This window comes from Pelodictyon phaeoclathratiforme BU-1, assembly GCF_000020645.1.
Lineage (GTDB): Bacteria > Bacteroidota > Chlorobiia > Chlorobiales > Chlorobiaceae > Chlorobium > Chlorobium phaeoclathratiforme.
In genome coordinates this window covers 1934847-1951522 of sequence record NC_011060.1, presented here as the reverse complement: position 1 = coordinate 1951522, position 16676 = coordinate 1934847, and the positions used below count along the sequence as shown (strand labels likewise).

The following is a 16676-nucleotide window of genomic DNA, read 5'->3' as shown; positions in this document are numbered from 1 at the left end:
ATGGCCAAAAAAATAGTAGTTGATCCGATTCCTCGTATTGAGGGACATTTGAGAATAGAGGCGACGCTGAACGACAGCAATATGATTGAGGAGGCCTACTCCAGCGGCACGATGTGGCGGGGGATTGAGGTGATTCTTAAAGGACGCGACCCGAGGGATGCATGGGCTTTTGCCGAACGTATCTGCGGTGTCTGTACGACCGTACACGCCCTTGCATCGGTTCGTTGCGTTGAGGATGCACTTGGTATCGCGGTTCCGACCAATGCCCGTATCATCAGGAATCTGATGAATGCAACACAGGTGACCCAGGATCACCTGGTGCACTTTTACCACCTTCACGCTCTTGACTGGGTCGATGTTGTCAGCGCTCTCAAGGCCGATCCGAAACAGGCCTCCGTTATAGCACAGAGCATCTCTCCATGGCCGAAATCATCACCAGGCTACTTCAAGGAGTTGCAGCAGCGCCTTGTCGGCTTTGTTGAAAGTGGTCAGCTTGGCATTTTCTCAAACGGTTACTGGGGCCATCCGGCCTACAAGCTTCCACCGGAAGTGAACCTTATTGCTGTGGCGCACTATCTTGAGGCGCTTGATTTCCAGAAAGAGATTGTCAAGATCCATACCATTTTTGGAGGCAAGAATCCTCATCCAAACTATCTGGTGGGTGGTATGGCCTGTGCCATTGATCCCAACAGTGATACGGCTATCAATATCGAGCGGTTGTCGATGATCAAGAAAATCATTGACGAAACCCAGACTTTTATCGACCAGGTCTATATTCCCGATTTGCTTGCCATTGCAGGATACTACAAGGATTCATTGTATGGCGGAGGCCTTGGCAACTATCTCAGTTATGGCGATTTTCCCGAGACAACGCTTGAAGATTTCAAGACGCTGCTCTGGCCGAGGGGAGCGATTCTCAACAAGGATCTCACGACCGTTATTGATGTCGATCCAAGGGATGCGTCACAGGTAACCGAAGAGGTGAGCCACAGTTGGTATACCTACACAAAGGGAGATGCAAAGGGTCTGCATCCCTGGCAGGGAGAGACCACCCCGAAATATACCGGCCCAAAACCACCTTTCGAGCATCTCGATACCGACAAAAAGTACAGTTGGCTCAAGACCCCGCGCTGGAAAAATCATCCGATGGAGGTGGGCCCTCTTGCTCGCGTGCTGATTGCCTATGCCAAGGGCGACCCCATGATCAAGGAGACGGTCGGGCTGGTGCTTTCAACACTTGGTGTTGGCCCTGAAGCGCTCTTTTCGACGCTGGGCCGAACTGCGGCCAGAGGCATTGAATGCAAGCAGACGGCAGGCTTCATGCGCCATTACTACGATCAACTGGTTGCCAATATCAAAACCGGTGATCTCCGTACCTTTAACAGTGAGCGGTGGGACCCCTCAACCTGGCCTGAAGAGTGCAAGGGATTCGGTTACACTGAAGCGCCCCGTGGTTCGCTTGGTCACTGGATTCACATCAAAGATCAGAAGATCAAGGAGTACCAGATTGTTGTTCCCTCCACCTGGAATGCCTCTCCGCGTGATGCCAATGGTAATTCAGGAGCTTATGAGTCAGCATTGAAAGGTACGCCGATGGTCAATCCGGAACAACCGCTTGAGATTCTCAGAACGGTGCACTCATTCGATCCGTGTCTTGCCTGTGCCTCGCATCTCTTTGACATGAACGGCAAGGAGATTACATCGGTTACAATCGTCTAAACGGAGCTGTGTCATGGGGAGAATAATAGAAGAAATCTACGTCTGGAGGCTGCCTGTCAGGTTTTATCACTGGATCAATGCCCTGTGTATGGTGGTTCTTTTTGTAACGGGAATGTATATCGCCGCCCCTTTGCTGAGCCCTCCGCTCGGTGAAGCGGTCTGGTATAAGGGCATGGGCTGGTGGCGTTATATGCATTTCGTTTTTGCCTTTATTTTTATCGCCAACTTTCTTTTCCGCCTCTATTGGGCGCTCTTTGGTGGTGATAAATATGCCCGCTTTGGCGGTTTCAGGCCATGGTCGCCCTCCTGGTGGGGCAAGCCCTTCAGGGAGCAGGTTGAGTCCTATCTCTTTCTGCGCACGGATGAGCCGAACTACGTAGGTCATAACCCCGTTGCAGCTCTGGCTCACTTTGTCTTCATTTTCTGCGGCTCGACCTTCATGATTCTTTCGGGCTTGGCAATGTATGGTGAAAACAATCCGGGAGGGTTCAACGAAACCTTGTTTGGCTGGATGATTCCCCTTTTCGGCGGTAGCTACACCCTTCATTTCATACACCATCTTGGGGCATGGATGTTGCCGATTTATGTCATCATGCACCTTTATGCGGTTATCCGTCACGATGTGGTCGATCGTACCAGCGTTACCTCTTCAATCATTACCGGTTTCAAGCACAAGGTTGAAGAAGAACCTGTTTGAGTGGAAAGTATTGCGTTATCTGTTTTTGTTCTGTCTAAAGCCCATTGCAGAGGTTTAACCTTCCCGCAGTGGGCTTTTTGTTATCATGCTCAACCAATCAATTTTGCTGTGAAGTACAATCGTATCAATATTATCGGCCTTGGCAACGTGCTCCATGGCGATGAGGGTTTCGGAGTTGCAGCTCTCAACCGTTTTCGTGAATCATCGGATTTTCCTGAACGGGTGAACTGTATCGATGGCGGAACCCAGGGAATCTACCTGCTCGACTACATCGAGTCGTGCGATGCCGTCATTGTTTTTGACGCACTCATTCCCCTCGACTATGAGCGCCGGGTCTATGTCTATCGCAATGATGAACTACCCGCTTTTATTCATCGCAAAATGTCCTCGCATCAGATGGGATTCAGCGAATTGCTCGGACTGGCCCGGCTGCGCGGCAAAATGCCCCATGAGCTTGTGCTGATTGGCGTTCCTCCCAAAGAGCTTGAACTCTCCATGGAATTAAGTCCTGAAGTTGCTCTCCTGCTGCCTGAAGCGGTAGAGGCGGGGCGGGAAATTGTAGAAGGATGGTTGGCGGAGGAGTAGCCTGAACATTCTGTTCTCATCGTCCCGGAGGTTTGATTCCGGGAGCGATGGGGGAAGAGAGAAGGGAGAGCTACGGCTTGATCAGACGCAGAAACTCACTTCTGGTAGACTGTGAAGTAATGAATTGACCCGACATGGCAGAGGTTGTGGTGACAGAATTGATTTTTTCAACGCCACGCATCACCATGCAGAGATGCTTTGCCTCAATGACAACCGCCACACCTTTCGGGTTCAGCACATTCTGAATGGCATCCCGGATCTGCTGGGTAAGCCGTTCCTGTACCTGGAGTCGGCGAGCAAAGACTTCAACCACCCGGGCAAGCTTTGAAAGCCCCACAATTTTACCGTCTGGAATATAGGCAACATGCGCCTTGCCGAAAAAGGGGAGCATATGGTGTTCGCACATTGAAAAGAGGTCGATATCCCGCACCAGCACCATTTCATCATAGGCCTCGGTAAAAACCGCCTTTTTCAAAAGCTCTTCAGGATCCTCACGATACCCTTTGGTCAGAAAGCGAAGCGATTTCGCAACCCGTTCAGGTGTTTTCAGCAACCCTTCCCGTTGAGGGTCCTCTCCGATTCCTTCAAGCATGGCAGAGACCGCACTGGAGATCCCGTTGATAATCATGGGGTCGTTTTGTACATGTTCCGCCATGCAGTCGTCATCATCGTAGCAGCTCCTCCTGCCTGAAGGAAGGGGGTTACTCTCCGAGATAGCGGACGGCATTTTTTCCTGTTTCATAGATAGTCACTTCATGGAGCGAAAGCTCCCGGTTATTGATGTTGTGCAGTCGTTTTTCAAGAATATCCCATATCAGCACCGCGAGCACTTCGGTAGTAGGAACGCACTCCTGCAGTTCCGGTACGTCATGGTTCAGGTGTTTGTGGTCGAACCGGGCAATGATCTCCTCCTCAAGGATTATTTTAAGCTCTTTCAAATCGAAGAGAAAACCCGTCTCCTGGTTTGCAATGCCCGAAATGGTCACGTCAAGCAGATAATTGTGCCCGTGGCCGAATGTATTGCTGCATTTTCCATAAAGCTCAAGGTTCTCCTGCTCCGTAAAGAGCGGATTGAAAAGACGGTGAGCGGCATTAAACTCGATTTTCCGTGAAACGTAGACCTTCCTTGGCTTCCTTAAAAGATCATTCATAGATTGGTCAGATAATTTACCGCTCTGCCGAGGCGCTTCAGCCTCATTTCGGGGGGAGCGTAAGTTACTTTTTTCTGATTATTTTCCTTTTTGTTCTGCTCTAACCGGGGCCGCTCTCTATAAGTTTCATGTTTCGAAAGCATTAGTGGCACTGCTGCCACTCAAAGGCAGAACAAGCTCGTTATTCGGCTAATTTTATTCTCTAAACAGATATGCATGTAACTGTCACGTTCAATGAAAAAATGCCGCTCTCCGGCATAGATGGCAAAGGCCATCAAACCCTTTTTGACACCTCTCCCGAGTTTTCAGGCACCGGCTCTGCAGCTTCACCAATGGATACCGTCCTTGAAGCGCTTGGCGCCTGCTCCATGATGGATATCATCAGCATTCTGAAAAAGATGAGAAGAGAGCCGCTCCTCCTCAAGGCAGAGGTAACGGCTCAAAGGGCTGAAGAGCACCCCAAGGTTTTTACCGCAATCCAGATACTCTACACCCTTGAAAGTCCAGGTTGCACCCCTGCCGAATGTGAAAAAGCCGTGCGCCTTTCGATGGAGAAGTACTGCAGCGTTGCCGCCATGCTGAGAGCGTCGGGGTGCAACATAACCTGGTCAGCGGAGCTTGTGCAGGGAGAACGGAAAGAAGAGGAATCAGGGTTGGTAAAGGAGTGATAAAATCTTTACGTTCTTGACCGCGGTATCATCAATCAAAAAATTTCATTATGGCACAGTCACTCCATGATCTCATTCAGTCAAGTCCTCTTCCCGTCTTTGTCGATTTCTGGGCAGAGTGGTGCGGACCCTGCAGAAGCGTTGCTCCAGTGGTCAAACAGCTTGCCGCAGAATTCAAAGGCAGGCTTACGGTGGTGAAGGTGAACGTCGATAAACAGCCCGAAGCAGCATCCCGATACCAGGTACAGAGCATTCCTGCGCTCATGCTCTTTCACCGGGGAGAGCTGAAATGGCGAACTGCCGGAGCCCTTTCCTATCCGCAACTGAAAGCCGAGGTGACGAAGGCGCTCGGTATTTAATCTAAAAGTGTGACGTGCATGATAAGTGCGAATTTGGCCGCTGGCACTGCATTGAAATTTCTAGCGACCTCCGCAACATCAGGTTGCAGTTGCTCAATAAAATTCAAAAAATAAACTTATAGGTTGATTTTTATGAAGTTGGTTCGTATTATTACCGACAGGGTTACCGGGGAAGGTTTGTACGCAATCCGGTTTGCCGCAAGTCAGCCTGACGAGTTTGAGCGGCTTTTTGACCTTTGGATTCGGGTTATCTTTACCGCTTTTTTCAGGATCACAGGAGTGAAGTACAAAGTGGCATATACAAAGGAATATCTGTTGAACAAGCGGTTAAAGCTACTCGTCATGAGGCGAAACTTCTGCAGCAAACCATGTTTTCGCTTGCGAAGAACGGCATTTCAGGTCGCCAGCAAGTGTTGCAGAATATCTTTCAGCCGCTCAACAACAATGAGTATACCCTGAAACCTCTGCAGAAAAGCAAGGCACGGGGCAACAGGGAAAAACGATGGTTGCGAATTTATGCAATACGCTTTGCGGCAAACTGTTTTGTTATCACCGGTGGCGCTATAAAAGTAACACTGAACATGGAGGCTCCATATTTGCAGGAAGAGCTGCAGAAACTTGAAAAAGTCAGGCAATTCCTTGTTGACCATGATTTACGAGACCAAACTGATTTTGAATATCTGGAGATATGAACCGATGACCATAAGCAACATGAAAGAAAAAATTGATAACCTCCTGTCAAAAGAGCCTTCGAGGTGGATGGAAAAAGCGTTACGCGATGAGGTAAATGAGGCTTGGCTGGAGAGGTCTTCCAATATTGCACTGCGTATTCTTGGTGCTTTACAGGCAAATAGAATGACGCAGAAAGAGCTTGCTGAAAAAACCGGAGTCAGCCCTCAGCAGGTAAGCAAACTGCTCAAAGGGAATGAAAATCTTACCCTTGAAACCATAGCAAAGTTTGAGGCTGCCCTTTGTATAGTGCTCATTGCAATACCGGAAAGCGTTAGCGGGAGTGAGGCTGAATTGAGCACTGCACACGTTCAAAAAAAATCTGCATCAAGGATAAGAGGATCAAAAGCTTTGCTATCCGCTCCTCAAGGCCGTGCAGCAGAAAAAGTTCACGAAGCCGGGTCAGGTTATGGAAAAAAGGCAAGGAAAAAGGTAAACATCAGAGGTTAAAAAAATCGAACAGTCAGTACTCGCCAAAGCATTCAAAGGCGAACTCGCCACCTCTTACCCCAACGACGAACCCGCAGAAGATCTGCTGAAACGGATTCTCAAAGAAAAAGCCAAACTCGAAAGCACCAAAAAGCCCAGATCAAAACGATCCGCCAAAACGGAGATAGTTGTTGCTTGAAAGCGAACTGTTCACCAAATTTAAAAGAGGAAAAAAGCAGTTATCGGCCACGTTACAGATCGTTATGGACTCATGATGAAAATCCGGACAGTCACACTGAAGAATTTTCGGGGTATTGAGGAGTTGTGCCTCCCGTTTGATGCGGGGCTGACGGTTATCGCTGCGGTTAACGGGGGAGGGAAAACGACGGTTGTTGATGCATTGGCCATGTTACTATCCTGGTTGACAGCTCGAACGAAACGTGATTCAGGCAAGGGACGTTATATCAAAGACGTTGAGATTAAAAATGGAGCGAAATTTTCTCTTCTTTCCGTTCAAACATCTTCTGGCGAGTGGTTGATAGCAAAAAACCGCATAGGAACACACGCTCTCAGCATGAGTAACTTTACCGTTCTTCAGGATATCGTTCGTCACTTTCGACATCAGTTGGAGAGAGATCATTCCCTGCCTGTTTTTACCTGTTATCCTGTTGATCGGGCAGTGAAGGATACTGATTTGCCTCAACGAATAAGAACAAGGCACGAATTTGATCCCATCTCAGTCTACGATAACCTTTTGAGCAGCGGTGCGAATTTTCGCCTCTTTTTTGAGTGGTTCCGTGAACGGGAAGATATTGAAAATGAGAACCTTCGAGCCAAAGGCATACTCAATAACGTCGACCCAATGGAGTTTCTTGATCCGCAGTTGCAAGCCGTGCGGAGTGCGCTTGAGAAGTTTCTGCCTGAATACCATGACTTTAGGATAAAGCGTCAGCCCCTTCGCATGGTTGTAACGAAAGGAGATCAGGAGTTGAGAATTGATTCGCTTTCGGTTGGTGAAACCTGCTTTATTGCGCTGATCGGCGATATTGCCCGTCGTCTGGCAATTGCAAATCCCCGGAAGCAGAATCCACTTGATGGCGAAGGGGTTATCCTGATTGATGAAATAGATCTTCATCTCCATCCGGCTTGGCAGAGAAGAGCGGTTACCAATCTCACAAAGGTCTTTCCGAATGTGCAGTTTGTTGTCACAACTCATTCGCCACAGATACTCAGTGAAGTTGCACCCGAATCTATTCGATTGCTTTACCAGGAGGATAACCACATAAAGTTTACCATTCCCAGGCAGTCCATCGGTTTGAACTCGGCAGAAATTCTCCGGGAGTTGATGGATGATCCGGGAATCAACAGCGCCGTCCCGAAGCGTATTGAAGAGATTGCTGCAAAAATCGACCATGATCAGTTTGATGTTGCAAGGGAGCTTATCCAAAAACTGAAAGTCGATTTGAAGGGATCGATTCCAGATATTGTGGAAGCTGAAGCGACTATTGCTATGCTGGAGCCCGAGAGGGAAGTTGGCGAATGATTCCCATTACCAAAACTACGGAACCACAATCCTTGCAGCATTACAGGTTGCAACAAGGAGCAGTTTTTGATGGACAGAATTTTACACCAGTAAAACAGGATATACGAGTTCAACTTGTTGCAGAACAGGGTTATCTTTGTGCTTACTGCATGGGTCGCATTGAGCCTGACGACAGGAATATGAAAGTAGAGCATTGGCACTCCCGCAAGAAATATCCGGAACAACAGCTCAACTATGCCAACCTGCTCGGTTGCTGTTGTGGTAATGAGGGATTTCCTGATGCTCTGGCTCATTGTGATACCAAAAAACGTGATGATGACCTTCTTTTTAACCCTGCTGAACCCGGTCATCACTCACGATTGAAGATTCGCTATGAGTTTAACGGGACTATCAAGTCAGACGATGCTCTGTTTGATTGCCAGCTTAATGAAATTCTCAATCTGCAATGATTAACTCTGATTACGGTCAGGTATTCATCCGGTTTGTGGGAACGCATGCTGAATATGATAAAATTGATGCAACAATGATTTAGGAGAATGTCATGCAAATCAAACCGATAAAGACAGAACAAGACTATCAGCAGGCGCTCAAACGCCTTGAGGAGATATTTGATGCAAAAACGGATACAAAGGATGGTGACGAGCTTGAAATCCTCGGAATTCTGATTGAAAACTACGAAGAAGAGCACTTTCCCATTGATAGTCCTGATCCCATTGCTGCCATTGAATTTCGAATGGATCAAATGGGGATGGACCAACAGGATTTGACAAGGATTATCGGATCGAAAAGCCGGACAAGTGACCTGTTAAACCGGAAGCGCCCGTTATCGATCCGTCAAATTCGGCTTCTGCACAAGGAACTGCACATACCCGCTGATGTATTGCTGAAGGTCTATTGAGATTTTTCCAGGGGGCTTCGCCCCCAGGGGAGATTGTTCAATAAGAGAAGAGGCCGGTGTATGTTTATATATTACTCACAGTAAAGAATCAGTCAGCATAACATGTGGGGAGGTGACATGCCGAGAGGAGCGAGACTTGATGCGCCGGGAACATTGCATTATGTGATTATCCGTTGAATGGAGCGGGGTGCTATTTTTAAAACGCAGCCTCGGTCTGATTTACGGTGAGTTTTGTGTAGGCTGCTCTAAAACCATCAATAAGGATAAGTCAGGCAATAGCTGACAGCCCTTTCTGTTTTATTAGAGAAAGGAGCTTGAGTGTCGGGCCTGCCGGTTTTTTGAGTCCGCGTTCCCATTGGCTGACTGAATCTTTGCTCACATTCATGTATAGGGCGAAAACCGTCTGGCTCACCTCCTCACGCTCACGCAAGGCTTTAATCTCAGTTGCACTGAACTCATGTACCGGTGTCAGGCAGGCTTCGTCAAACTGGCGCATCGTTTTTTTGTCGATAACACCAGCATCATACATGCCTGACATGGTTTCATGGATCGCTGCAAATGCATCGCTCTTGTAGGTTTTAGTCATTTTCATTGGGTTCTACAGGTATAAAATTCCCGGTTGTAATGAGTTGTTCGAGCTGTTCCTCGGAAAGTGCAAAAGTGCTTTTTGCCATCTTTTTGAACCATCGAATCTCGTCTGTTTTTATGTTATCCTTGTCCTTTTTTGGAAAGCCATAAACAAAGAATGCTTTTTCTTTTGCGCGATAGAGAACAATTGACCTAAAGCCGCCTGATTTCCCCTCATTTGGTCGAGCAATTCTCTGCTTGATAACTCCGCCTCCATAATCTGCATCTATAAGCCCACTCTCGGCATCTTTTACTGTTTCGCACAGGTCAGTGTCGAGAATGCCCTTTTCCCTGGCGAACTTGGCAAACCACTTGTTTTTGAAAATCTTCATGATTTTATCCCAACTGGTGAGAGCTGCCTTATGCTTGAATATATAGAACCAAGTCCTGTGTTACAAGAGTCCGTCTACCGGGAGAGGCTCTTGCTGAATATAAGGCAGTTATGATGTTTTGTACGCTTTGAAGGTGTACGTCTCGAATAACGTCCTATATTCCTGTGAATAGTCATGAACCAACAGGAGGGTATGGTTATGCCACAGATTCCGGTAGAAGGTAACGAGAGGTTGTCGCTGCGGATTGCTTCGGAAGAGAAGTCTCTTTTGATGCGTGCTGCGGCAATACAGAATACGCATTTGACGGAGTTTGTCACCCGCACCGTTGTTTCTGCGGCTCAAAAGGTAATCGATCAGTACGAACTGATAGAGCTTACAGGGAGGGATCGCGTACATGTCCTGAAATTGCTGGAAGATCCTCCGCTACCTAATGCAAAACTCATGGCAGCAGCACGTGCTTTGCCGAAGCGATCATGACTCTTCCTGCCTGGCACGAAGAGCCGATCACCAAAAGCCATGACCGCCGGTTTGCTTTTGATTGCGGGGATGAAGCCTTGAATGAGTTTTTGTGGCGTCATGCCAGAAAAACTCATATCAGTGGCGGGGCCAAAACTTTTCTGGCAGTGGAAAATAGTGACGTCAGGAAGATTCTCGGCTTTTACAGTATAGCCCCGGCGTCTGTTACCTATGAGAAAACTCCGGAAGTGATCAAACGAGGATTAGCCCGCCATGAGGTGCCGGTCTTCAGGCTTGGTCGTTTAGCAGTTGACCGATCTGTTCCGGGCCGCAGTATGGGTGGGCAGTTATTGCTTGCTGTCGCTCGTCGTTGCTTGCTTGTTGCTGCACAGGTTGGCGGTGTTGCTCTTCTCATCGATGCGAAGAATGATCTGGTTGCACAGTGGTATGCCAGCTATGGGGCAGTGCCGTTGCTTGATGCACCGCTTTCACTTCTTTTGCCGTTCAAAACTATCCATGCGGCCCTTGTTTCAGCAGGGAAACTTTGAAAAGCTGATCTGTGGGATTCGCTCGGTGAGCACGTAGCTCAACAAGAGGTGCTGCTGTTTATTTCCCTATAGTGCTCATAGTTCAGTTTCAGTCAGCAATCTGATTACATTTTTGCAGAATTATCCTAAATGATTAAATTAATCAAAATGGATAAAATGTGCTGAATTGGAGAAACGAACACCACATTACCATCTCGACGAGGTTCAAGCTATCGTCGCCGATGAAAACTCCCGACCGTTTACTGTAGCAGCATTACGTGGCGGCTTGTCGTTGGGTTTAACCGAGGTTGAGATGCGCTTGGTCGTGCTTTCTCTTTCACGATCAGATTTTTACAAATCTATGACAACTCATGCCGACCATCAACTATGGCAGGATGTCTATCATGGTGAGACTCAGGATGGCGTGGCTGTTTATATCAAAATTACCGGTTATGTTGATGGAAGACCGCCTGTTATTCAGTTTAAGGCAAAATGAAGTGAGGTTCAGATGAAATGTCCTGTATGCGGCCATCCCGATATGGTTAAAAAAGTTCTTGATGAAACGCTTGCTTATGGAGGGCAATCGCTGACGTTGCATGCAATGCATGGAGAGTTCTGTTCGCATTGCGGCGAAGGTGTCTGGGACGACGAGAGTTATCGGCGTTATACAGAGGCGCAGGCCGGGTTGTTACGTTCGGTGAAGGGGGATGTCGGGGAAGACATTCGTCGTATCCGTAAAAAACTCAATCTTACCCAGGCTGAACTTGCATCGGTATTTGGTGTCGGGAAAATGGCTTTTTCCAGATATGAAAGAGGTGAAAGCCGACCTCCTGCTCCTCTGGTCAAGTTATTGAAACTCATTGATCGCCATCCGGATTTACTCGGGGAGATGCGAAACGTTTGAGGCATATTTCCTGCTGATGAACGGATTCAGGGGAGTGGTTCAGGAATTCAAGGCGATTATTGAAGTGGACCCCAACCGGTAGACAAAAAGAGGTTGAGTTTAAGTTGGTAGCCTGACCTGTTCATGCAGCGGAAAGGCGCTGCCCCATTTCATCGAATTTATCCACAATCCTTGCTCAACCGCCTGATGCAGAAGCATAGACATCATCTGGTGTCTGATAGCCCAACGACTGTTGTAACCGCTCGGTCAAGCTGGTGTTACCACGACAGGAGGGTCGCGCGACTGTTTACCAGGGCAACGTTACTGTCGGAAATTATCCGACATAGAGGGAACATTCGGGAGTGGCAGGAGACCGGTACGATGATAACACAGATTTCCGTGCGTTGCGCGGGAACTCGTGGTTCAACCCCTGGCATCAGGAACTTCTTCATCGGTTTTCGAGTTGTTCGTTTCAGTCATCTTTATGAAAACCTGAACATTAGCTATCTGGAGCTCCGGGCTTGATGGTCTGAGTAGATGAATGTTGGAGCCCTTGACGCCATTGAAGGGGCCTTATAAAAAAAAAGAGCCGTACCCTGTCAGGAAGTCTTCAATGCAATCGTGAACGTTATCTTGAAACAGATGCATAAGTCCTTTGCCGCTCTTCCGGAAAACATTGTCATTTTTGACGGTGTCTGCAATCTGTGCGAATTTTTGGTGAATTTTATTTTTGAGCACGATACTGCCGGGCATTTCTCTTTCACTCCGGCCCAGTCTCCTCTTGGAGCGTCGTTACTCAAGCATTTTGGCATCAATACGTCGCGTCTTGACACTGTCGTTCTTGTCAGGGGTGACCGCGCCTTTACCCGAAGTGCCGCTGCCATTGAAATCGCCTCCAGACTCGACATGCCATGGAATCTGCTCACCGTATTCCAGGCGGTTCCCGAACTCCTGCGGGATGTGATGTACGATCTGATAGCGCAGAACCGGTATCAGTTGTTCGGAAAAAAAGAGCAATGCATGTTGCCGTCCGATGAGTTGCGCAGGCGTTTTCTCGAACAACTGTCGGGATAGCCAGCCATCGCAAGCGACATTGATCTCTTCATCGGAAAAGAATAAAAACCATGTCAGACAACACAGCGGATCGTTTTTTTGCATATCTCAACTGGCTTCTCAATCCATTTCACGGACTGGAGACAACGGAAGTCTATGATCTGATTGGTACCACTTCTCTTACCGAGCACAGGCTCTATCTGAATCTTGGCTACTGGCGGGATGCGGATACCATCGATGAGGCCAGTGAAGCGCTTGCTCTTCTGGTGGCGGAACGGGGTGGTATGGTTGCAGGTGATGTGGTGCTGGATTGCGGGTATGGTTTTGGCGACCAGGATATTCTCTGGGCCAGGATCATGAAACCTGAAAAAATCATCGGTCTGAATATCACACGCTCTCAGGTTGAACGGGCCCGGATACATGTTGTGGATGCAGGGCTCGGGAATATGATCGATTTGAGGGAAGGTTCGGCAACAGAGATGCCGATTGCAGATGAATCCATCGATCTGGTTGTTTCTCTGGAAAGCGCTTTCCACTACAGGAGCCGTGAGGATTTTTTCAGGGAGGCGTATCGGGTGTTACGACCGGGTGGAAGGCTGGTGACGGCCGACATTGTCCCGACCAAACAGTCCGGTAATCCCTTCAGGCTGATGGAGCAATGGATTTCATGGAGTCTTGTGGCCGGTAAATTCAATATTCCGCAGGAAAACTACTATCTGATTCCGTCATACACCAGCAAGCTCTTGAGCGCCGGATTCGTCAGTATCGAGATCAAATCAATACGCGACGATGTCTATCAGCCTCTTCATGAGTATCTGTCAAGAGATCAAACGTTTGTCAGGAAGCTGCCTCCGGTTGCCAGGACGTTTGCAAAATCAGCATTCCATCGCTCTGCAGAGAGTGTCTACGCTGGCCTTGACTATATTCTCTCCTATGCTGAAAAGCCGGAGAAATCGGGGTGACATATGTCATTATGTACTCCGCATTCTGTTTTTTGCCAATTGCAGCTCGGTTTTCGGTGTTGCCTGAGATTTTTTTTCATAAATCCATGATGCAACATAATCATGCTATCTTGAACGGTAACCAATAGTAAAATATGGTTAAACTCAGGATGGCGTGGCTGTTATTTGGTGTCGGGAAAATGGCTTTTTCCAGATATGAAAGAGGTGAAAGCCGACCTCCTGCTCCTCTGGTCAAGTTATTGAAACTCATTGATCGCCATCCGGATTTACTCGGGGAGATGCGAAACATTTGAGGCACATTTCTTGCTGATGAATCGGTGGTTTTGGCAGAAGGATCATTTGTGAGCTGAATGCAGGTGGCGCGGCCTGATTATTCTTTTGCCTGGTAAGGCTCCATGATATAGCCGAGGCAATCCTGCAGGATAACCTTCACGTCGCGGGTCAACATTGATGGCACGACCGGCACTCTGGTGAGAATGCGGTTGTCGCTGAAAAGAAGGTAGCGGTCGGTGACGTCGTGGTTCAGGTTGTCTATGACCATGAGCGGCGGTTGCCCGTTAAGGTAACGACCCAGTTCCGTTCCCTCTGGCACCCTCTCGAAATTGAGTGTTTCGAGCTCCTCACGGAAACAGATATCAGTATTGTCATCGAACTGGCCGAATCCGGGCCGTATGCCTTCAGAGAGGAGTATCCTTGCTGTGGTATGGAACAGATCGTTATGGTGATTCGCTGGTGGAGTGAAAAGGCTCTCCTCGGGCAGTTCAAGGCAGTGGCGGAGATAATTTTCTACATGCTTTGTCCCTGCCGCATCACCTGAAACTCCGCATTCAAGCGTGACCGCAGGGCAAATCGCGGAGAGTGCGACCGCAAGGACTTCGTGCGGTTCGGTAAACCAAACAATGGTTTTGCTGAACCGCCGGGCAAGAGAGAGAGAGTTTTGGTCGAGCCGGTTGACGCAGCCATAGTGCGGGTTTTTGCCGGTGTTGTTGTGCAGGTCGATGCCGGCAAGCGGAGCAGCCTTGACGATTTCCGCCAGAACATGCCGTGCAAGAAGGTGTTCCGGATAGCGTTCTCCCTGCCAGATGCGATTGTAATCGGCCTGCCCGTCGAGTTTCCTTACGCCACGTACAGCAGCGGCGACGTTGCCGACAAACAGCAGCAATGGTCTCGGCAGCCGACGGTGGGGCGCCCCGAACCCGGTGAGAAGTTGCTGCATGGCTGCAAACCCTGTGGTTTCGTTGCCGTGCAGCAGTATCGAAACGAAGAGTGGCGCCCCTTTTTTACCATCGATACGGATGAGCGAAGGGCCGGGCAGGATTGAGCCGAGCTTTTCTATCGCGATTCCGGTGAAGCCGTCGGGAAGTCGATCGAAGAGGTGCAGATCGGGTGGATGATACTGGTTCAGATGCTCCATTCGTGTACAGGAATGTTTTTTCTCTGGTTTTCGAGGTATGCCTGGGTCATCGCCCTGAAATCGGGGCCGTGACGCCGGATGAAGGTTTTTTGCCACCAGGCGCCGTTCCGTCGCGTCGCTACGCGTCTTGCAAGAATATCGACAAGGTAGTATTTCAGCTCATGACTGTCGATTCCTCGTTCGGCAAGAGCCTGAATGGCTCCGGGGATCAACTGTTGCAGCAGAAGAGTATCCACGGGCATGGCGTTTCCCGAACTCCAGGTGACCCTGGCGTCAAGCCCGAAGCGTGAGGCGGCGTAAAAGTTTGAGCGAGCATGTTCGAACGATATCTCAGCCTGCGGAACTTCGGGCTGCAGGTGAAGTGTCGCGCCATAAAAAAAGAGGATATTGGCTACGATGTCCGGAATCGAAGGTCCTGCCGGTGGTACGCGATGTTCGATCCGCACATGAGGGCGACCATCCTCACCGAATCCTATCAGAGGGCGGTTCCAGCGCCAGATGGTTCCGTTGTGCAGCCGCAGATGGTTCAGCAGGCTGAAATCCTGATCGAAAGTGATCGGCAGGAGCGCCGGAAATCCGTCGAGATTTTCGAGGAAAACCTCTTTGAGTGAATCACGGACGTAATCCCGTCCGAATGTGACGCGCGAAACCACTCTTCCGGAGAGATCAACAAATGCAGGGGTTTTTACAGCCTGTTCGAACAGGGGAATGCGTGTCTCATCCCAGAGTTCCTTGCCGAAGAGGAACGGGGAATTGGCTGTGAGTGCGACCATCGGCGCCGACAGTATATGGGCGATGTTGTAAACAGCCGCCGCCTTGCTGACGGGAACCTGAAAGTGTATCTGCAGTGATGTCGTTGCCGCCTCGGCCATGACATCATGATGGACGATATCCAGCGACTCCTTCTCTCCCTCTATGTGAATTTTAAGCGAGTGACGAGATATCGATCGCAGAATTTCGTGGTTCAGCGCGTGAAACCGTTTCAGCGATGAGATGTTCTCAAGCGTCAGCATCCTGTCTTGCAGGGTCGGCAGAATACCGGTCAGAAGGGTATTGCACCCCATGTCAAGGGCATTGATGGTGCAGATATTCCAGAGCTTCTGTAGTTCATTTTTCAGAAATTCCGGGAGATGGCAATCCAGAGGATGCGGTGCAATATTGAGTTCGAAATTATATTTTGAGAGCTCAGGCACAACCAGGGGATTGTTGACCCGCTGGAGGAACTCCTCGTTTCTGGCAGTCGGAGCGCAATGCTGATCGATGAGCCATGCTTCGAGTTCGAAGCCGCACATCTCCTGGTGATTATCGAAGAGATCCGAGGAAAACCAATCCATCAGAATCCGTGTTTCCTTTCTCAGATTCTGGTGAAACTGCCGGAAATCCTCCTCGCTGAACTCTGTTTTTGTTATTTCACTGCCCATCAATGAGTCGTTATGGTCGTTCTGACGGATAGGGTATCAGGAACAATCTGGAGAATTGCATGATCAGATGCAAATGTTTTGCTGGTTTCATAGCTATGAAATACCGCTGTTGAGGCTTGGACGTTCAGCCGTTGATCGATCTGTTCATGGTCGGGGTTTGGGCGGGCAGTTATGGTTTGTTTTATCCATGCGGCCCTCGATTCAGTCGTGAAACTTTAAAATA

General features: G+C 48.9%; 23 protein-coding genes and 1 pseudogene. 18 read left to right on the top strand and 6 right to left on the bottom strand.

The genetic code is table 11. From position 1 onward, the window contains the following. From PPHA_RS09190 to PPHA_RS09180, 3 genes are all read left to right on the top strand, one after another. Entirely contained in the window at positions 1-1719 is a 1719-nt protein-coding gene (locus PPHA_RS09190) for a nickel-dependent hydrogenase large subunit (protein WP_012508571.1), read from the top strand. Positions 1720-1732: 13 nt separating this feature from the next. Then, a complete protein-coding gene (cybH, locus tag PPHA_RS09185; protein WP_012508570.1) occupies positions 1733-2416 on the top strand; it encodes a Ni/Fe-hydrogenase, b-type cytochrome subunit in 684 nt (227 codons plus the stop codon). A 108-nt stretch (positions 2417-2524) separates the two neighbouring features. Continuing rightward, positions 2525-3001: a HyaD/HybD family hydrogenase maturation endopeptidase gene (locus tag PPHA_RS09180; RefSeq protein WP_041526812.1), complete on the top strand. Its 477-nt coding sequence runs from the start codon at positions 2525-2527 to the stop codon at positions 2999-3001. Between the two features lie 70 nt (positions 3002-3071). Here the strand turns inward: PPHA_RS09180 and folE are convergent, their stop codons facing one another. Together folE and PPHA_RS09170 are read right to left on the bottom strand one after the other, a co-directional pair. After that, the gene (gene folE, locus PPHA_RS09175) at positions 3072-3743 is read right to left on the bottom strand and encodes a GTP cyclohydrolase I FolE (RefSeq protein ID WP_041526504.1); all 672 of its coding nucleotides are present in this window, start codon (positions 3741-3743) and stop codon (positions 3072-3074) included. Beyond that, positions 3703-4152 (bottom strand): 6-carboxytetrahydropterin synthase, encoded by a 450-nt coding sequence (locus PPHA_RS09170; protein WP_012508567.1) that lies wholly within the window; start codon positions 4150-4152, stop codon positions 3703-3705. The genes folE and PPHA_RS09170 overlap by 41 nt, the downstream gene beginning before the upstream one ends. A 212-nt stretch (positions 4153-4364) precedes the next feature. On the opposite strand from PPHA_RS09170, the gene PPHA_RS09165 reads away from it, so the two are divergent. The 8 genes from PPHA_RS09165 (at position 4365) to PPHA_RS09135 (ending at position 8778) form a co-directional block, all read left to right on the top strand. Further along, positions 4365-4820, top strand: coding sequence for an OsmC family protein (locus PPHA_RS09165; RefSeq protein WP_012508565.1), 456 nt, complete (start codon positions 4365-4367; stop codon positions 4818-4820). 50 nt (positions 4821-4870) lie between these two features. Then, positions 4871-5179: a thioredoxin gene (trxA, locus tag PPHA_RS09160; protein WP_012508564.1), complete on the top strand. Its 309-nt coding sequence runs from the start codon at positions 4871-4873 to the stop codon at positions 5177-5179. Between the two features lie 236 nt (positions 5180-5415). Next, positions 5416-5871: a hypothetical protein gene (locus PPHA_RS09155; RefSeq protein WP_012508563.1), complete on the top strand. Its 456-nt coding sequence runs from the start codon at positions 5416-5418 to the stop codon at positions 5869-5871. 19 nt (positions 5872-5890) lie between these two features. After that, positions 5891-6358 carry a helix-turn-helix domain-containing protein gene (locus PPHA_RS09150; protein WP_223293892.1) on the top strand — a complete coding sequence of 156 codons (468 nt, stop codon included), beginning with the start codon at positions 5891-5893 and terminating at the stop codon, positions 6356-6358. Between the two features lie 250 nt (positions 6359-6608). Then, positions 6609-7880 carry an AAA family ATPase gene (locus PPHA_RS09145; RefSeq protein WP_049759920.1) on the top strand — a complete coding sequence of 424 codons (1272 nt, stop codon included), beginning with the start codon at positions 6609-6611 and terminating at the stop codon, positions 7878-7880. 47 nt (positions 7881-7927) lie between these two features. Beyond that, positions 7928-8329, top strand: coding sequence for a retron system putative HNH endonuclease (locus PPHA_RS09140; RefSeq protein ID WP_190273982.1), 402 nt, complete (start codon positions 7928-7930; stop codon positions 8327-8329). Beyond that, a complete protein-coding gene (locus PPHA_RS16795; RefSeq protein WP_083765320.1) occupies positions 8326-8412 on the top strand; it encodes a type II toxin-antitoxin system HigB family toxin in 87 nt (28 codons plus the stop codon). Before PPHA_RS09140 ends, PPHA_RS16795 begins: the two co-directional genes overlap by 4 nt. Before the next feature lie 9 nt (positions 8413-8421). Beyond that, positions 8422-8778: a helix-turn-helix domain-containing protein gene (locus tag PPHA_RS09135; protein WP_012508559.1), complete on the top strand. Its 357-nt coding sequence runs from the start codon at positions 8422-8424 to the stop codon at positions 8776-8778. 268 nt (positions 8779-9046) lie between these two features. On the opposite strand, the gene PPHA_RS09130 is transcribed toward PPHA_RS09135, so the two are convergent. Both PPHA_RS09130 and PPHA_RS09125 read right to left on the bottom strand, forming a co-directional pair. Next, the gene (locus PPHA_RS09130; RefSeq protein ID WP_041526503.1) at positions 9047-9370 is read right to left on the bottom strand and encodes a helix-turn-helix domain-containing protein; all 324 of its coding nucleotides are present in this window, start codon (positions 9368-9370) and stop codon (positions 9047-9049) included. Further along, positions 9357-9737: a type II toxin-antitoxin system RelE/ParE family toxin gene (locus PPHA_RS09125; RefSeq protein ID WP_012508557.1), complete on the bottom strand. Its 381-nt coding sequence runs from the start codon at positions 9735-9737 to the stop codon at positions 9357-9359. The genes PPHA_RS09130 and PPHA_RS09125 overlap by 14 nt, the downstream gene beginning before the upstream one ends. Positions 9738-9935: 198 nt before the next feature. Between PPHA_RS09125 and PPHA_RS09120 the strand changes: the two genes are divergently transcribed. The 7 genes and pseudogenes from PPHA_RS09120 to PPHA_RS15135 all read left to right on the top strand — a co-directional run. Continuing rightward, complete coding sequence (locus PPHA_RS09120; protein WP_012508556.1) at positions 9936-10214, top strand: type II toxin-antitoxin system TacA family antitoxin; 279 nt, start codon at positions 9936-9938, stop codon at positions 10212-10214. Continuing rightward, entirely contained in the window at positions 10211-10741 is a 531-nt protein-coding gene (locus PPHA_RS09115; protein ID WP_012508555.1) for a hypothetical protein, read from the top strand. Before PPHA_RS09120 ends, PPHA_RS09115 begins: the two co-directional genes overlap by 4 nt. A 166-nt stretch (positions 10742-10907) precedes the next feature. Then, on the top strand, positions 10908-11216 hold the full coding sequence (locus PPHA_RS09110) for a type II toxin-antitoxin system MqsR family toxin (protein WP_012508554.1): 309 nt from the start codon (positions 10908-10910) through the stop codon (positions 11214-11216). A gap of 12 nt (positions 11217-11228) precedes the next feature. Beyond that, the gene (locus PPHA_RS09105; protein ID WP_012508553.1) at positions 11229-11624 is read left to right on the top strand and encodes a type II toxin-antitoxin system MqsA family antitoxin; all 396 of its coding nucleotides are present in this window, start codon (positions 11229-11231) and stop codon (positions 11622-11624) included. Between the two features lie 621 nt (positions 11625-12245). Then, positions 12246-12677 (top strand): thiol-disulfide oxidoreductase DCC family protein, encoded by a 432-nt coding sequence (locus PPHA_RS09100; RefSeq protein WP_012508551.1) that lies wholly within the window; start codon positions 12246-12248, stop codon positions 12675-12677. Between the two features lie 50 nt (positions 12678-12727). After that, positions 12728-13618: a class I SAM-dependent methyltransferase gene (locus tag PPHA_RS09095; protein WP_012508550.1), complete on the top strand. Its 891-nt coding sequence runs from the start codon at positions 12728-12730 to the stop codon at positions 13616-13618. Positions 13619-13764: 146 nt separating this feature from the next. After that, positions 13765-13911, top strand: a pseudogene (locus PPHA_RS15135) (type II toxin-antitoxin system MqsA family antitoxin); the annotation flags it as partial. 77 nt (positions 13912-13988) lie between these two features. Here the strand turns inward: PPHA_RS15135 and PPHA_RS09085 are convergent. Further along, positions 13989-15032 (bottom strand): M14 family metallopeptidase, encoded by a 1044-nt coding sequence (locus PPHA_RS09085; protein ID WP_012508548.1) that lies wholly within the window; start codon positions 15030-15032, stop codon positions 13989-13991. Then, the gene (locus tag PPHA_RS09080; protein ID WP_012508547.1) at positions 15020-16453 is read right to left on the bottom strand and encodes a glutamate-cysteine ligase family protein; all 1434 of its coding nucleotides are present in this window, start codon (positions 16451-16453) and stop codon (positions 15020-15022) included. The genes PPHA_RS09085 and PPHA_RS09080 overlap by 13 nt, the downstream gene beginning before the upstream one ends. Between the last annotated feature and the right edge of the window lie 223 nt (positions 16454-16676).

Bases quoted from the DNA above. Each gene is read 5' to 3' on its own strand.
- PPHA_RS09165 (WP_012508565.1), top strand. From the start codon at position 4,365: ATGCATGTAACTGTCACGTTCAATGAAAAAATGCCGCTCTCCGGCATA.
- PPHA_RS09080 (WP_012508547.1), bottom strand. From the start codon at position 16,453: ATGGGCAGTGAAATAACAAAAACAGAGTTCAGCGAGGAGGATTTCCGG.
- PPHA_RS09130 (WP_041526503.1), bottom strand. From the start codon at position 9,370: ATGAAAATGACTAAAACCTACAAGAGCGATGCATTTGCAGCGATCCAT.
- PPHA_RS09125 (WP_012508557.1), bottom strand. From the start codon at position 9,737: ATGAAGATTTTCAAAAACAAGTGGTTTGCCAAGTTCGCCAGGGAAAAG.
- PPHA_RS09100 (WP_012508551.1), top strand. From the start codon at position 12,246: ATGCATAAGTCCTTTGCCGCTCTTCCGGAAAACATTGTCATTTTTGAC.
- PPHA_RS09135 (WP_012508559.1), top strand. From the start codon at position 8,422: ATGCAAATCAAACCGATAAAGACAGAACAAGACTATCAGCAGGCGCTC.
- PPHA_RS09170 (WP_012508567.1), bottom strand. From the start codon at position 4,152: ATGAATGATCTTTTAAGGAAGCCAAGGAAGGTCTACGTTTCACGGAAA.
- cybH (WP_012508570.1), top strand. From the start codon at position 1,733: ATGGGGAGAATAATAGAAGAAATCTACGTCTGGAGGCTGCCTGTCAGG.
- PPHA_RS09150 (WP_223293892.1), top strand. From the start codon at position 5,891: ATGAAAGAAAAAATTGATAACCTCCTGTCAAAAGAGCCTTCGAGGTGG.
- PPHA_RS09190 (WP_012508571.1), top strand. From the start codon at position 1: ATGGCCAAAAAAATAGTAGTTGATCCGATTCCTCGTATTGAGGGACAT.
- PPHA_RS09115 (WP_012508555.1), top strand. From the start codon at position 10,211: ATGACTCTTCCTGCCTGGCACGAAGAGCCGATCACCAAAAGCCATGAC.
- folE (WP_041526504.1), bottom strand. From the start codon at position 3,743: ATGAAACAGGAAAAAATGCCGTCCGCTATCTCGGAGAGTAACCCCCTT.
- PPHA_RS09145 (WP_049759920.1), top strand. From the start codon at position 6,609: ATGATGAAAATCCGGACAGTCACACTGAAGAATTTTCGGGGTATTGAG.
- PPHA_RS09095 (WP_012508550.1), top strand. From the start codon at position 12,728: ATGTCAGACAACACAGCGGATCGTTTTTTTGCATATCTCAACTGGCTT.
- PPHA_RS09105 (WP_012508553.1), top strand. From the start codon at position 11,229: ATGAAATGTCCTGTATGCGGCCATCCCGATATGGTTAAAAAAGTTCTT.
- trxA (WP_012508564.1), top strand. From the start codon at position 4,871: ATGGCACAGTCACTCCATGATCTCATTCAGTCAAGTCCTCTTCCCGTC.
- PPHA_RS09120 (WP_012508556.1), top strand. From the start codon at position 9,936: ATGCCACAGATTCCGGTAGAAGGTAACGAGAGGTTGTCGCTGCGGATT.
- PPHA_RS09085 (WP_012508548.1), bottom strand. From the start codon at position 15,032: ATGGAGCATCTGAACCAGTATCATCCACCCGATCTGCACCTCTTCGAT.
- PPHA_RS16795 (WP_083765320.1), top strand. From the start codon at position 8,326: ATGATTAACTCTGATTACGGTCAGGTATTCATCCGGTTTGTGGGAACG.